We start from the raw sequence: 14,805 nt of genomic DNA, 5'->3' as shown, positions 1-14,805 counted from the left end.
CAATTTCGGCCGATCAAGGGGGGAGAGACCATGATCACCAGACGGAGTCTTCTGATACGCAGTGCCGCCGCCTCGGCGGTGATCGCCACGCCCTTCGTCGCGCGCGCCGCGGCGATCCCGGCGAAGATCGCCCATGCCGCGGCCGAGAGCCACCCGGCGCACATCACATGCCTCGAGTTCAAGAAGGCGCTGGAAGAGCTGGCGCCGGGCGCGTTCCAGCTGCAGATCTTCCCGAACCGGCAGCTGGGCGATGACAAGCAGAACCTCGAAAGCGCGATGGCGGGGGTGCTGGAGTTCGCCGGTGTCTCGGGCGCGACCTTCCCGGCGGTGACCGGACGGCAGGCGCTGAACGCCTGGCAGCTGCCGTTCCTGGTCAAGGACTACGCGCATTTCGAGAAGCTCGCCCTGTCGCCGCAGGGCCAGGCGCTGCTCGACGATCTCGCGCCCGCGGGCATCGTCGGCCTGACCACCGTCGATATCGGCCAGCGCCACTTCCTGTCGGCCACGCATCCGGTGACGAAGCTGCCCGATTTCGCGGGGCTGAAGACGCGGATCGTGCCGGTGCCGCTGCACAAGCAGATCTGGGAGACGATCGGCACCGCGCCCATCGGCCTGCCCTATGGCGAGATCTACGGCGCGCTCGAGACCAAGGTGCTCGACGCGCTCGAGATCAACGTCTCGTCGATCATCGGCGAGAACCTCTGGGAGGTCGGCAAGAACTTCACGCTGACCGGCCACTATCCGTGGCACAACCTGGTGATCGCCAACCAGGTGTTCTTCGAGGGCCTCAGCCCCGATCTGCAGCAGGCCGTGCGCGAGGCCGGCCGCCGGGCGGTCGCGCCGACGCTGGCCTACACCAAGAAGCAGGACGAGGACGGCCGCGCCTTCCTGACCGAGAAGGGCGTCACCATCAGCGAACTCGAGGACCTGCCGGCCTTCAAGGAGAAGCTGAGCCCGCTCGTCTCGGAATGGGCGGCGAAGGACCCGCTGATCGGCGCCTTCGTCTCGGCCGCGCAGGCCGAGACCTGACGCCGGGCGCCGGGCGGCGCCGCCGCCCGGCCCAATCGCCTGGCCCTGCGGGCCAATGGGCCTGCCCACCGATTTTTCCCGACGCGACCCGCCCGAACAGCCGGAGCCGTTCCATGTCCCACCCGACACCACGCCCCGCCGCCGCGGGGCCGACACCGCCGCTCGTCCGCCTGTACCGCGCCTATTGCGCGGTCGTGCGCTCGCTGGTCGGCACCGCGATGCTCGCCCTCGTCGCGATCATGATGGCGCAGGTGCTTGCCCGCTATGTCTTCGGCGGCTCGCTGATCTGGGCCGAGGAACTCTGCCGCTACATCCTGATCTGGATCACCTTCCTGTCGCTGGGACTGGCCTGGGACCGGGGCGAGTTCGTGGCGCTCGACCTGCTGACCGGCGGGCTTGCGCAGGCGGTGCAGCTGGCGATCCGCACGGTGCTGGCCGTGCCGATCCTGTGGTTCCTGTGGCTGATCGGGTCGAGCGGGCTGACCTATGCCCTGCGCTTCAAGGCGCAGACGATCCCGGCGATCGACTTCATCTGGACCAACCTGACCGGCGGCCCGGCCGGGATCCCGATCACCTACGTCTACATCTCGGTCACCGTTGGCTGCGCGCTTCTGGCCGCGCATGTCGTCGCCGGGCTGATCGTCGACATGATCGCCTGGCGGGCGGGCCGGCAGATCCACCACCTTCCCGCCACCGCCCAGCAGGAGCTGTGACATGACCGCCTTCTTCGGGATCTTCGCGCTGCTGCTCGCCTCGGGAACGCCGATCGCGCTGGCGCTCGGCATCGGGGGCGCCGCCTATCTGTGGATGTCGGGCAACTGGATGCTGGCGCTGGCGCTTCCGCAGCGGATGATGGCCGGCATCGACCAGTTCGTGCTGCTGACCATCCCACTGTTCATCCTGGCCGGGGCGCTGATGAACGTCGGCGGCCTGACCGACCGCATCGTGGTCTTCGCCCGCGCCATGGTCGGCCACCGGCAGGGCGGCATGTCCTCGGTCACGGTGCTGTCCTCTGGCTTCTTCGCCGGCATCTCGGGCTCGGCCACCGCCGAGGCCTCGGCGCTCGGCTCGATCCTGATCCCGACCATGCGCCGGCAGGGCATTCCGCCCGCCTATGCCGCGGCGCTGGTCGGCGTCAGCTCGATCATGGGGCCGATCATCCCGCCCTCGCTGACGATGATCGTCTACGGAGTGCTGTCGGGCGCCTCGATCGGGCAGCTGTTCATCGCCGGCGTCGTGCCCGGCATCCTGCTGGCGGCGGGCCTGCTGATCTATGCCAGCTGGCGTGCCCGCCGCGACGGCTTCCCGGTGACCGAACGCATGGGCTGGGCCGACCGCCGCCGCGCCACCCTGCGCACCCTGCCCGCACTGATCCTGCCGCTGATCATCCTCGTCGGCATCAAGGGCGGGATCTTCACCACGACCGAGGCCGCCGCCGTCGCCGTCGTCTATGCGATCATCGTGGGCTTCCTCTACCGCGACCTGACGCCGGGCAAGGTCTGGGAGGCGGCGATCGCCACCGGCATCGCCTCGGCCGCGATCCTGTTCATCACCGCCGTCGCCAACATCGTGGCCTTCGTCTTCACGCTGGAACAGGTGCCGACGATGGTGGCCGGGGGCATCGCCTCGATCACCGAGAACCCCTGGCTGATCCTGCTGATGCTGAACGTGCTGCTCCTAGTGCTGGGGATGTTCCTCGAGCCGATCTCGATCCTGATCCTGACGATGCCGGTGCTGCTGGCGCTGCGGCAGCTGATCGGGATGGACCCGGTGCAGTTCGGCACGATGGTGGTGCTGAACGTGGTGATCGGCATGGCGACGCCGCCGGTGGGGATCCTGCTGTTCATCGTCTCGGGCACCTCGCAGCAGCCGGTGACCGCGGTGATCCGCGAGGCGCTGCCGCTGATCGGGATCGCGCTGGCGGTGCTGATGCTGATCGCGCTGATCCCGCAGCTGACGCTGCTGCTGCCGACGCTGTTCCCGTCGTGACGCCATCTCGGGTTCCGGACGCCACGTCCCGCTTGCCGGGCGGGCGTCCGGGGCACGATCCTTCCCCAGCGAGGTCCCCATGCGCTGCCTGATCCTTCATGCCCATCCCGAACCCACGTCCTTCAACGCGGCGATGACCGCGCAGGCCCGCGCGGCCCTGCTTCGGGCCGGGCACGAGGTCGAGGTCTCGGATCTTTACGCCGACGGGTTCGACCCGATCGCCGGCCGGCACGACTTCACCACCACCGCCGACCCGGACCGGTTCCACTATCAATCCGAGCAGGCCCATGCCGCCCGGCACGAAGGCTTCGCCCCGGATCTTGCGCGCGAGCAGGCCCGCGTCGCCGCGGCCGACCTGCTGATCCTGCAGTTCCCGCTGTGGTGGGGCGGCCCGCCCGCGATCGTCAAGGGCTGGATCGACCGGGTGCTGGCCTACGGCTTCGCCTATGTCGACGCCCACCGCTTCGACACCGGCCTGTTCCGCGGCCGGCGCGCGCTGATCGGCGTCACCACCGGCGGCACGCCCGCGCGCTTCGCCCCCGACGGCGTCTATGGCCCGATCGAGCAGGTGCTCTATCCGATCCGGCGGCTGGCGCTGGAATACATGGGCTACGAGGTCGAGCCGGTGTTCACCGCCCATGCCGTGCCCCGGCTTCCGGCCGAGGACCGCGCAGCCCTGCTGGACGATTGGGAGGCGGCGGTGCTGGCCGCCGCCGCGCGCACCGCGCCGGTCGCCCGCGCGGGAACCCGTCCCCTTGACCTCGTGCCCGCAGACGCCTGGAGCCGCAACGGATGACTACACCGCGCCCCGCGCCCCTGACCCGCGACGCCTATCGCCACCTGCGGCGGATCGAGCTGCGCTGGAACGACGCCGACCGCTTCGGCCATGTCAACAACGCCGTGCATCAGGCGCTGGTCGACAGCGCGATCAATGCCTGGGTGATCGGCACCGGCACCGCGGACGCGCGCCACGACCCGGTGATCCCGCTGGTGGTCGAGACCCGCTGCCGCTTCTTCGCCGAGCTCGACTATCCCGGCGCGGCAGAGATCGGCCTCAGGGTCGCGCATCTGGGCACCACCTCGCTGGGATACGAGGCCGGGATCTTCGCCGAGGGCGCCGGGGAACCGGCGGCGCAGCTTCTGTTCACCCATGTCTATGTCGACCGCGTCACCCGCCGCCCCGCGCCGATCCCGCCGGCGCTGCGTGCCGCGCTGGCGGCACTTGCGCCCTAAGCCGGCACGGAAGGCGCCAGCAGCGCGATCCGCGACACCGCCGGCACCAGCGGGAACAGCGCCGCCTGCAGCGAATGGTAGAGGTCGGGCTTGCCGCGGAACTGCCGCTCGACCGGCTGGCCATCGGCGTCGATTTCCGGGAACCAGCCACCCTGCGCGGGGTCGATGAAACGCGCCGCCGCGAAGCGCCACAGGCGGCGATACCACTCTTCGTCCTCGCCGCCGCCGCCCAGCTTCAGCAGCACCGCCACCGCGCCGATCGCCTCTGTCACCGGCCACCAGTAGCGGTCCGCGATCGCGACCCGGCCGCTGCCGCGTTCCAGCGTGTAGGCCAGACCGCCGCCCGGCAGCCAGGCATCGGACAGGGCCTGCGCGATCAGTCGCCGCGCCGCGGGCTCGATCCCGTCGGCGGGCCGGCCGCGCAGATCCCAGGCCTGCAGCGCAAGCCGGCCGAGTTCCAGCGAATGCCCCGGCGTGGTGCCCGCGGGCCGGAACATCGGGTTGCCGGCATAGTCGTCATCGACGCGCCAGTCGGCGGTGTAATGCTCGGGCAGCCGCCAGCCCTCGGCCGGGGCCAAACGCAGCAGGAAAGCCTCGAGAATGCTCTGCGCCCGGTCGAGGAACAGCGCCTCGCCCGTCGCTTCATGCGCGGTCAGCAGCGCCTCGACCCCGTGCATGTTGGCGTTCATCCCGCGATAGGTCGAGAACGGGCGCCAGTCGCGGGTGAACTCGTCGCAGAACAGGCCGTGCTCCGGCTCCCAGAACCGCGACCACAAAAGTCCTGCGGCCTCGTCCAGCAGCGCATCGGCCTGCGGGTGGCCCGCGATCCGGGCGCTGGCCGCCGCCAGCAGCACGAAGACATGGCCATAGGCCAGCTTGCTGTCGTCCACCGGGCGGCCGTCGTGGGTGACCGACCAGAACCAGCCCCCGTGCCGCGCGTCGCGCTGCCGTCCGGCGAGGAAGGCCATCCCGGCATCGACGAGCGGGTCAAGACCGGCATGGCCGAAGCGCATCGCCAGCGCCGCCGAATGCACCAGCCGCGTGGTGGTGTGCAGTTCTTGCGGGGCGCCGGCGATCGGCCGGCCCTGCCGGTCGAACACATCGAACCCGCCATCGTCGCGCAGGCTGGCGCGGAACAGGTCAAGCTGGCGCCCGGCCTCGGCCCGCAGCCACGCGCGGTGGACGGGATCGTCGAGCCAGCGCGGCGCGGCGTCAGAGGCAATCGGCAGGGTCTGGGTCATCGGCTCACCGCGCGTCGGAATTGCGCCGATCATAGCCCACGCATCGCCGCGAACCAGAGGGGGGCCCGGCCCGCCCTCACCGCGCGGCCCCTTCCAAAGCGCGTTCCAGCTGCCGGGCGAAATTCGCCGCCGCAACCGGCAGCGAGCGGCCGCGCAGCTGCGCGAGGTAAAGCACCCCGGGCGGGATGTCCCGGACGCTGAGCGGGCGTGAAACCAGCCCGCCCATCGCGCCGGCGGGCGGCAGGCCGATCGGGATCTGGAAGGTCACCATCGGCTCGAGCCCGGGGTAGTTGCGCAGGAACTCGAAACTGTCCGAGGTGATCGAGGGGCTCAGCGCCACGCCCGAGCGGCGCATCGCGGCATCCATCATGTGGCGCACCGCATAGGGCTCGCTCGGCATTCCCAGCGGATGACCCACGAAATCCGACAGCCTGAGTTCCGCCTTCGCGGCCAGCGGATGGCCCTCGCACATCACCGCGTGGATCGGCTGCGCCGCGGTCGCCAGCACCTGCACCTCCGACAGGCGCACCGGCTCCAGCACCAGCGCGATGTCGGCCTCGTGGTCGACCAGCGCGCGCTCGGCGCGTTCGCGGTCGCGCAGCGCGATGTCGAAGGTCACCAAGGGATGCGCGCGGCGATAGGCGGCGATCTCGCGCGGCAGGAAATAGGGCAGCAGCGCCTGGCTGCAAGCCACCCGGACATGCCCGCGCCGCTCGCCCGAGAGATCGGCGATCTGCGAGCGCACCCGGTCGAGATCGGCACGCTGGCTGCGGATGTGCTGGACCAGCAGCTCTCCGGCCGGGGACAGCCGCACCCCGCGCGGCAGCCGTTCGAACACCGGCGCGCCCAGTTCGCGCTCCAGCGCCAGAAGCCTGCGGTTCAGCGCGGTCGAGGTGATCGCCAGCCCCTCGGCCGCGGCCCGGATCGAGCCGGCGCGGGCGATGGCCTCGATGAAGGTCAGGGTGTTCAGGCTCGCCATGAGTGCTGCAATTCCTGCATCGCTTTGCTGAGAAACTAGCAGCAGACAGCAGCGCAGGCGAGCGTAACCTCTTGGATGAACGCCACCGACAGAACCGGCGTCCTTCCCAACAGCGAGGATTTCAGATGGCCGATTTCCTGACCCGCCGCCGCTTCATCGCAAGCTCTGCCGGACTGGCCGGCGCCACCGCGCTTGGCGGCTTCGCCCTGCCGGCCCGCGCCGCAAGCGAGCTGACCGTGGGCTTCATCTATGTCGGACCCCGCGACGACTACGGCTACAATCAGGCCCATGCGCTCGGCGCCGCGGCAGTGAAGGCGATCGAGGGCGTCACCGTCGTCGAGGAGGAAAACGTCGCCGAGACGCAGGACGTCCAGCAGACGATGGAATCGATGATCAACTTCGACGGGGCGGGCCTCTTGTTCCCGACCTCGTTCGGCTATTTCGACCCCCATATCCTGACCGTGGCCCCGAAGAACCCCGACGTGCGGTTCGAACATTGCGGGGGCCTGTGGAAAGAGGGGATGCCCGCCAACACCGGCAGCTACTTCGGCTATATCGGCATGGGCCAGTACCTGAACGGCATCGCCGCGGGCCATGCCTCGAAGTCGAAGAAGATCGGCTTCGTCGCCGCCAAGCCGATCCCGCAGGTGCTTCTGAACGTGAACTCGTTCCTGCTGGGCGCGCGCTCGGTCGATCCCACGATCACCTGTCAGGTCATCTTCACCGGCGAATGGTCGATGGCGGTGAAGGAGGCCGAGGCCACCAACGCGCTGGCCGACGCCGGGGCGGACGTGATCACCTGCCATGTCGACAGCCCGAAGGTGGTGATCGAGACCGCCGCCAGCCGCGGCGCCTTCGTCTGCGGCTATCACGCCGACCAGTCGAGCCTCGCGCCCGAGAAGTACCTGACCGGGGCCGAGTGGAACTGGGCCAAGGTCTATACCGACATGGTCAGCGCGACGATGAAGGGCGAGCCGATTCCGAACTTCGTGCGCGGCGGGCTGTCGGACGGCTTCGTGAAGATGTCGCCGCTGGGTCCGGGCAATTCGGACGCCGCGCGCAACCAGTTCGAAGCCACGCTGGCCGAGATCATGAAGGGCGGCTTCTCGGTCATCAAGGGACCGCTGAAGGACAATGCCGGCAAGACGGTCGCGACCGAGGGGCAGGCCTTCGCCGAAACCGACGTGGCGCTGGAGTCGATGGGATATCTCGTCGACGGCGTTCTCGGCTCGACCTCGTGATCCGGCCATGAGCATCGGTATCGGGATGAAGCGGCCGGCAGAGGCCGGTCGCCCGGCCTGGGTGATCCCGCTGGCCGGCAAGGTCGAGGCGCTGGCCCTGCCGCTTCTGTCGCTGCTGGCAGGGCTGGCGCTGTTTGCGGTGTTTCTGGCGCTGCAGGGCCGCAGCCCGGTCGATTTCTACGCGCTGGTCTACAAGGCGGGCTTCGGCACCGCCTTCAGCTGGCAGAACACCCTCGCCCGCGCGGCGCCGCTGCTGTTCGCGGCGCTCTGCGTGGCGATCCCGGCGCGGCTGGGCCTTGTGATCATCGGCGGCGAGGGTGCGATCGTGCTGGGCGGCGTGATGACCGGCGGGCTTGCCGCCCATGTCGCGGGGCTGCCTGCGGGCATCGCCATGCCGCTGCTGGCCCTGGCCGCGGGCCTGACCGGCGCGGTCTGGATCGGCCTGTCGGGCGTGCTGCGCCAGTGGCGGGGGGTGAACGAGACCATCGCCTCGCTTCTGATGGCCTATATCGCCATCGCGCTGATGAACCATCTGGTCGAGGGGCCGCTGCGCGACCCGGCCAGCCTCAACAAGCCCTCGACCGCGCCGATCGAGGCCGCGCTGAAGGTCGGCACGATCCCCGGCTGGTCGGTGCATTGGGGGCTGGTGGTGGCGCTGGGGGGCTGTGGGCTGGCCTGGGTGCTGATCGAGCGCACGACGCTGGGCTTCGCCGCGCGCATCGCCGGCGGCAACATCCGCGCGGCGCAGGTGCAGGGCCTGCCCGTGGGCAGGCTGGTGGTGGGCTTCACCGCGCTGGGCGGCGCCTTCGCGGGGCTTGCGGGCTATTTCGAGGTCTCGGCCGTGCATGGCTCTGCCAATGCCTCGCTGGCCGCGGGTTATGGCTACACCGGCATCCTGATCGCCTTCCTCGCCCGGCAGAACCCGCTGGCCTTGATCCCGGTCGCGCTGCTGCTGGCGGGGTTCGAGGCCTCGTCCGGCCTCGTCCAGCGCCGGATGGACCTGCCCGATGCCACGATGCTGGTGCTGCAGGGCTTCGTCTTCGTGGCGCTTCTGGTGGGCGACAGCTTCCAGGGCCGCCTCGACCTTGCCCGCCGCCTGTTCCCGGAGGAGCGCAAATGAGCACCGACATCGGCCTTTGGGCCGTTCCCCTCGCGATGCTGGGCGGCGCGATCCGCGTCTCGACCCCCTTCCTCTTCGTCTCGCTGGGCGAGGTGATCACCGAACGCTCGGGCCGCATCAACCTTGGGCTGGAAGGCACGCTGGTCTTCGGCGCGATGTCGGGCTACGCGACGGCGGTGCTGACCGGCTCGCCCTGGCTTGGGGTCGGTGCCGCCGCGCTGGCCGGCGCGGGTTTCGGGCTGATCCACGGGCTGCTGTGTTCTCTGCCCAAGGTCAACGACATCGCGGTGGGCATCGCGCTGATGCTGCTGGGGATGGGGCTCGCCTTCTACTTCGGCAAGCCCTTCATCCAGCCGGTCGCCCCCGACCTGCCGGCCTTCGACCTTGGCTTCTGGTCCGGGTTGCCGCAGGTGCAGGCGGCGCTGAAGGTGAACGTCCTTTTCGTCATCGGCATCGCGCTGGCCTTCGCGCTGGCCTGGGCGCTGAAGAAGACCCGCGCAGGCCTGGTCCTGCGCGTCGTCGGCGACAGTTCCGACGCCGCCCGCGCGCTGGGCATCCGCCCGGCCCGGGTCCGCATCCTCGCCACCGCCTTCGGCGGCGCGATGGCGGGGATCGGCGGCAGCTACCTGTCGCTTTACTACCCCGGAAGCTGGAACGAGGGGATTTCCTCGGGCCAAGGGCTGATCGCGGTGGCGCTGGTGATCTTCGCCCGCTGGTCGCCGACGGCCTGCCTTGGCGCGGCGCTCCTCTTCGGCGCGGCGGGCGCGCTTGGCCCCGCGCTGCAATCGGTGGGCATCACCGGCGGCTACTACCTGTCCTACGCCGCACCTTACGTGCTGACCCTGATCGTCCTCGTGATCTCGTCCTCGAAGACCGCGGCGCTGACCGGCGCCCCCCGCGAACTCTCGCTCACCAAATGACCGGAGCCAAAGCGATGAACGTCCAGACCCAGACGCCTGCCAAGGAAGACGGCACCACCATCCGGTCAGAGCCCTATCGCTGGCCCTGGAACGGCGACCTGCGGCCCGAAAACACCGCGCTGATCATCATCGACATGCAGACCGACTTCTGCGGGCCGGGCGGCTATGTCGACGAGATGGGCTATGACATCGCCCTGACCCGTGCGCCGATCGGCCCGATCGGGCGGCTGCTGTCCGCCTTCCGCGAGCGCGGCTTCATGGTGATCCACACCCGCGAGGGGCATCGGCCCGACCTGTCGGACCTGCCCGCGAACAAGCAGTGGCGCTCGCGCAGGATCGGGGCGGGGATCGGCGATCCGGGCCCCTGCGGGCGGATCCTGACCCGCGGCGAGCCGGGATGGGAGATCATTCCCGAACTGGCCCCCCTGCCCGGCGAGGTGATCATCGACAAGCCCGGCAAGGGCTCGTTCTGCGCGACCGATCTCGAGATGATCCTGCGGCTGAAGGGCATCGACAACATCGTGCTGACCGGGATCACCACCGATGTCTGCGTCCACACCACGATGCGAGAGGCCAACGACCGCGGTTTCGAATGCGTGATGCTGACCGACTGCTGCGCCGCGACCGATCCGCGCAATCACGCCGCGGCGATCGAGATGATCAAGATGCAGGGCGGGGTCTTCGGCGCGGTCGCCAGTTCCGACGCGCTGCTGATGGCGATCGCATGAGCGTCATCGGGGCCGCGCCCCCGCCCCATGCCGCGATCGGCCTGCAGACCATCGCGATGACCATGCGCTTCGGCGCGATGACCGCGCTTGACGCGGTGTCGATCACCGTGCCCGCCGGCAGCTTCCACGTGCTTCTGGGCGAGAACGGCGCCGGCAAGTCGACGCTGGTGAAATGCATCATGGGCTTTTACCACGCGACCTCCGGCGAGCTGATCGTCGACGGGCGCGAGGCGAAGGTGACGGACCCGCGCGATGCGCACCGGCTGGGGCTCGGCATGGTCTACCAGCATTTCACGCTGGTCCCGGCGCTGAGCGTGGCCGAGAATCTGGTGATCTCGCGGCCCGACGTGCCCGCGGTCATCGACTGGGCGGCCGAGCGGCGCGACCTTGCCGCCTTCATGGACCGGATGCCGTTCCGCGTTCCGCTCGACGCGCCCGTGCACCGGTTGGCGGCGGGCGAGAAGCAGAAGCTCGAGATCCTGAAACAGCTCTATCTCGGGCGGCGGTTCCTGATCCTCGACGAACCGACCTCGGTCCTGACGCCCGACGAGGCGGACGAGGTGCTGGGCCATGTCCGCGGCCTGTGCGACGCCGGAGAGATCACGGTGCTGATGATCAGCCACAAGTTCCGCGAGGTGATGGCCTTCGCCGATGCCGTGACCGTCCTGCGCCGCGGCCGGCACGTCGGCGGCGGGCAGGTCGCGGACCTGACGCCCGCCGACATGGCCGCGATGATGATGGGCGAGGCGAAACCCCTCGCGCCGGCCGCGCGGCTTGCGACCGAGGGCGCGCCGGTGCTGGAACTGGACGGCCTGCGCGCCCGCGACCGCTCGGGCTATGGCGAGATCGCCATCGACGGGCTGAGCGTGAGGGGCGGCGAGGTCGTGGGCATCGCCGGCATCTCGGGCAACGGCCAGATGGAGTTGATGGAGATCCTGACCGGCCAGCGCCCCGCCACCGGCACGATGAAGGTCCACGGCCAGCCCTATGCCGCGACCCGCGCCGAAAGCCGCCGCCACCGGGTCCGCACCCTGCCCGAAGAGCCGCTGTTCAACGCCTGCGCGCCCGCGATGACCGTGGCCGAGAACATGGCCTTCCGCAGCTTCGACGCCGAGGATACCGAGCGGCCGCGCTTCTGGCTGTCGCGCCGCGCGATGCGGGCGCGGGCCGAGCGGCTGACCGCCGACTACAAGGTGCGCCTGCCCTCGATCGACGCCCCGATCCGGGCGCTGTCGGGCGGCAACGTCCAGCGCGCGGTGCTGGGGCGCGAGCTCGACGGTGCGGTGGACCTGCTGATCATCTCGAACCCCTGCTTCGGGCTCGATTTCACCGCGGTGGCCGAGATCCGCGCGCGGATCATGGCGGCCCGCAACCGCGGCGCGGCGGTCCTGCTGATGAGCGAGGATCTCGACGAGATCCTCGAGCTGGCCGACCGCGTGGTGGTCATGTCGGAAGGACGGCTCGTCTACCATTGCGCCGCGGCCGAGGCTGACATCGCCACCATCGGCCATCACATGGGAGGACACGCATGATCCTGGACGCCCGCCCCTTCCCGCTGGACTTCGATCCCGCCACCACCGCGCTGATCGTCATCGACATGCAGCGCGACTTCATCGAGCCGGGGGGCTTCGGCGCCTCGCTCGGCAATGACGTGACGCTGCTGCAGGCGATCGTGCCCACCGTCGCCGACCTGATCGCTGGCTGCCGCGCCGCCGGGATCGCGGTGATCCACACCCGCGAATGCCACCGCCCCGACCTTGCCGACTGCCCGCCCGCCAAGCGGCTGCGCGGCTCGCCCTCGCTCAGGATCGGCGATCCGGGGCCGATGGGCCGGGTGCTGATCATGGGCGAGCCGGGGGCAGAGATCGTGCCCGAACTGGCCCCCGCCCCGGGCGAGATCGTGATCGACAAGCCCGGCAAGGGCGCCTTCTACGCCACCGACCTTGGCGCGCATCTGGCCCGGATGGGCACCCGCACCCTGATCTTCGCCGGCGTCACCACCGAGGTCTGCGTGCAGACCACGATGCGCGAGGCCAATGACCGCGGCTTCGACTGCCTGCTGGCGACCGATGCCACCGAAAGCTACTTCCCCGCCTTCAAGGCCGCCGCCATCGAGATGATCCGCGCCCAGGGCGCGATCGTCGGCTGGACCGCGCGGACCGGACAGATCCTGCGGGTGCTGGAGACCGCCGATGCCTGACCTGTCTGCCGTCCTCACCCCGCGCGGCTGGCATGACCAGCCCTATGAACCGTTCCGCGACGGGATCGAGATCTGCCGCCTTTGGCAGGGCCCGCCCGATGTAGCACTTCTGCGCTACCGCCCCGGCGCGGTCGCGCCGCGCCATCGCCACGCGGGGCTGGAAACGATCCTGGTGCTGGAAGGCAGCCAGAGCGACGAGACCGGCACCTATGCCGCGGGCAGCGTCATCTTCAACCCGGAAGGCACCGAGCATTCGGTCTGGTCCGAGGAAGGCTGCGTCGTGCTGATCCAGTGGGAGAGACCGGTGCAGTTCCTGGCCGGGGAGAGCGCGGCATGACCGACCTCTCCATCGCAGCACTTCACGCCCATTACGCCGCAGGGGGACACCCGATCGGGGTCTTTGCCGGGATCGCCGATCGGTTGGCGGCGTCGAACGATCCCGGCATCTTCATCACCGCCTGCACGCCCGTGCAGTTCGCAGCCGCGCTGGACGCGCTGCCGCCCTTCGACCCGGCGGCCTTCCCGCTGTGGGGCGTGCCCTTCGCGGTCAAGGACAACATCGACGTCGCGGGCCTGCCGACCACCGCCGCCTGCCCGGCCTTCGCCTACACGCCCGACCGCGACGCCGAGGTCGTGGCGCGGCTGCGCGCCGCGGGCGCCGTGGTCATCGGCAAGACCAACCTCGACCAGTTCGCGACCGGGCTCGTCGGCGTGCGCAGCCCCTACCCCATCCCGAAGAACGCGCTGAACCCCGATCTCGTCCCCGGCGGCTCGTCCTCGGGCTCGGCGGTGGCGGTGGCGCGGGGGATCGCGACCTTCGCGCTTGGCACCGACACCGCGGGCTCTGGCCGGGTGCCGGCGGGGCTGAACGGGATCGTCGGGCTGAAGCCGACCCTCGGGCTCCTGTCCGCCGCGGGCATGGTCCCGGCCTGCCGGACGCTCGACACGGTCTCGGTCTTCGCCGCGGGGGTCGCCGATGCCTGGGCCGTCACCCGCGTCGCGGCCGGGTACGATCCGCAGGACGCCTATTCGCGCCCGCTGCCCGCGCCGCGGCTGGAGACGCTGCCGCGCCCGGTGATCGGCGTGCCCGACTCGGGCTCGCGCATCTTCTTCGGCGATGCCGCACAAGAGGCCGCCTTCGACGCGGCGCTGGCGCGGATGCGCGCGCTGGGGGCAGAGCTGCGCGAGATCGACCTTTCGCCCTGCTTCGACGTGGCCCGGATGCTTTACGAGGGCGCCTGGGTCGCGGAACGGATGGCCGCGATCGAGCCCTGGATGGCGGGCGACGCGCCCGAGGTCCATCCCGTCACCCGCCGGATCGTCGCCGCGGCGACCTCGCTGACCGCGGTCGACGCCTTCCGCGGCTTCTACCGGCTGGCGGAGCTGCGCCGGAAGGCCGAGCCTGCGCTCGCCGGGCTCGACATGCTCTGCGTGCCGACCTACCCGCGCCCGGTGACGCTGGCCGAGATCGCGGAAGACCCGATCACGCCCAATGCCCGGCTCGGCACCTACACGAACTTCGTCAACCTGATGGATCTCTGCGGGCTGGCGGTCCCGACCGCGCCGCGCGCCGACGGGCTTCCCGGCAGCGTGACGCTGCTGGCCCGCGCGGGCCTCGACGGCCGGCTTGCGGATTTCGCCGCGCGGATCGAGGTCGATGCCGCGCTGTCGCCCGGCGCCGGTCTTGCACGCCCGGCCCCGCTGGCCCTGCCGGCGCCGGAACCGGACGAGCTGGTGGTGGCCGCGGTCGGCGCGCACATGACTGGGCTGCCGCTGAACCACGAGCTGACCCGGCTCGGCGCGCGCTGCCTCGGGGCCGCGCAGACCAGTGCCGACTACCGGCTTTACGTCCTGCCCGGATCGGCGGTGCCGAAGCCCGGCATGGTCCGCGACGCCGCGGGGGCCTGCATCGATGTCGAGCTCTGGGCGCTGCCGATGGCGGCGGTCGGGGCCTTCCTCGCCGGGATCCCGTCACCGCTGGGGCTGGGCACCGTCACGCTCGAGGACGGCCGCAGCTGCAAGGGCTTCCTGTGCGAGGCGCAGGCCCTGCAGGGCGCGGAAGAGATCACCCGCTTCGGCGGCTGGCGCGGCTTCCTCGCGGCCCGCACCGCGGCGGCGGAATGAC

General features: G+C 70.5%; 15 protein-coding genes. 13 read left to right on the top strand and 2 right to left on the bottom strand.

Going from position 1 to position 14,805, the window contains the following annotated elements:
* The first annotated feature begins 30 nt into the window (after positions 1 to 30).
* The 5 genes from V8J36_RS14930 (at position 31) to V8J36_RS14910 (ending at position 4,251) form a co-directional block, all read left to right on the top strand.
* Positions 31 to 1,029 (top strand): TRAP transporter substrate-binding protein, encoded by a 999-nt coding sequence (locus V8J36_RS14930; protein WP_336468110.1) that lies wholly within the window; start codon positions 31 to 33, stop codon positions 1,027 to 1,029.
* 113 nt (positions 1,030 to 1,142) lie between these two features.
* Complete coding sequence (locus V8J36_RS14925) at positions 1,143 to 1,742, top strand: TRAP transporter small permease (protein ID WP_336468109.1); 600 nt, start codon at positions 1,143 to 1,145, stop codon at positions 1,740 to 1,742.
* Position 1,743: 1 nt separating this feature from the next.
* Positions 1,744 to 3,018 (top strand): TRAP transporter large permease, encoded by a 1,275-nt coding sequence (locus V8J36_RS14920; RefSeq protein WP_336468108.1) that lies wholly within the window; start codon positions 1,744 to 1,746, stop codon positions 3,016 to 3,018.
* A 79-nt stretch (positions 3,019 to 3,097) separates the two neighbouring features.
* Positions 3,098 to 3,814 carry an NAD(P)H-dependent oxidoreductase gene (locus tag V8J36_RS14915; protein ID WP_336468107.1) on the top strand — a complete coding sequence of 239 codons (717 nt, stop codon included), beginning with the start codon at positions 3,098 to 3,100 and terminating at the stop codon, positions 3,812 to 3,814.
* Complete coding sequence (locus V8J36_RS14910; RefSeq protein ID WP_336468106.1) at positions 3,811 to 4,251, top strand: acyl-CoA thioesterase; 441 nt, start codon at positions 3,811 to 3,813, stop codon at positions 4,249 to 4,251. The genes V8J36_RS14915 and V8J36_RS14910 overlap by 4 nt, the downstream gene beginning before the upstream one ends.
* On the opposite strand, the gene V8J36_RS14905 is transcribed toward V8J36_RS14910, so the two are convergent.
* Both V8J36_RS14905 and V8J36_RS14900 read right to left on the bottom strand, forming a co-directional pair.
* Positions 4,248 to 5,492, bottom strand: a complete 1,245-nt coding sequence (locus tag V8J36_RS14905; RefSeq protein WP_336468105.1) for an AGE family epimerase/isomerase — start codon at positions 5,490 to 5,492, stop codon at positions 4,248 to 4,250. The genes V8J36_RS14910 and V8J36_RS14905 overlap by 4 nt on opposite strands.
* Positions 5,493 to 5,568: 76 nt before the next feature.
* Positions 5,569 to 6,471, bottom strand: a complete 903-nt coding sequence (locus V8J36_RS14900) for a LysR family transcriptional regulator (RefSeq protein ID WP_336468104.1) — start codon at positions 6,469 to 6,471, stop codon at positions 5,569 to 5,571.
* Between the two features lie 125 nt (positions 6,472 to 6,596).
* Between V8J36_RS14900 and V8J36_RS14895 the strand changes: the two genes are divergently transcribed.
* From V8J36_RS14895 to atzF, 8 genes are read left to right on the top strand one after another with little or no spacing between them, the layout of a single operon-like run.
* A complete protein-coding gene (locus V8J36_RS14895) occupies positions 6,597 to 7,712 on the top strand; it encodes a BMP family ABC transporter substrate-binding protein (protein WP_336468103.1) in 1,116 nt (371 codons plus the stop codon).
* Between the two features lie 7 nt (positions 7,713 to 7,719).
* On the top strand, positions 7,720 to 8,832 hold the full coding sequence (locus V8J36_RS14890) for an ABC transporter permease (protein WP_336468102.1): 1,113 nt from the start codon (positions 7,720 to 7,722) through the stop codon (positions 8,830 to 8,832).
* Complete coding sequence (locus V8J36_RS14885; RefSeq protein ID WP_336468101.1) at positions 8,829 to 9,752, top strand: ABC transporter permease; 924 nt, start codon at positions 8,829 to 8,831, stop codon at positions 9,750 to 9,752. The genes V8J36_RS14890 and V8J36_RS14885 overlap by 4 nt, the downstream gene beginning before the upstream one ends.
* A gap of 14 nt (positions 9,753 to 9,766) precedes the next feature.
* Entirely contained in the window at positions 9,767 to 10,480 is a 714-nt protein-coding gene (biuH, locus tag V8J36_RS14880; protein WP_336468100.1) for a biuret amidohydrolase, read from the top strand.
* On the top strand, positions 10,477 to 12,012 hold the full coding sequence (locus V8J36_RS14875) for an ABC transporter ATP-binding protein (protein WP_336468099.1): 1,536 nt from the start codon (positions 10,477 to 10,479) through the stop codon (positions 12,010 to 12,012). The genes biuH and V8J36_RS14875 overlap by 4 nt, the downstream gene beginning before the upstream one ends.
* Positions 12,009 to 12,680 (top strand): cysteine hydrolase family protein, encoded by a 672-nt coding sequence (locus V8J36_RS14870; protein WP_336468098.1) that lies wholly within the window; start codon positions 12,009 to 12,011, stop codon positions 12,678 to 12,680. Before V8J36_RS14875 ends, V8J36_RS14870 begins: the two co-directional genes overlap by 4 nt.
* Complete coding sequence (locus V8J36_RS14865) at positions 12,673 to 13,017, top strand: cupin domain-containing protein (RefSeq protein WP_336468097.1); 345 nt, start codon at positions 12,673 to 12,675, stop codon at positions 13,015 to 13,017. The genes V8J36_RS14870 and V8J36_RS14865 overlap by 8 nt, the downstream gene beginning before the upstream one ends.
* Positions 13,014 to 14,804, top strand: a complete 1,791-nt coding sequence (gene atzF / locus V8J36_RS14860; RefSeq protein WP_336468096.1) for an allophanate hydrolase — start codon at positions 13,014 to 13,016, stop codon at positions 14,802 to 14,804. Before V8J36_RS14865 ends, atzF begins: the two co-directional genes overlap by 4 nt.
* Position 14,805: the final 1 nt, after the last annotated feature.

The organism is Frigidibacter sp. MR17.14, assembly GCF_037095735.1.
GTDB lineage: Bacteria > Pseudomonadota > Alphaproteobacteria > Rhodobacterales > Rhodobacteraceae > Frigidibacter.
This window is presented reverse-complemented; position numbering and strand designations above follow the sequence as displayed.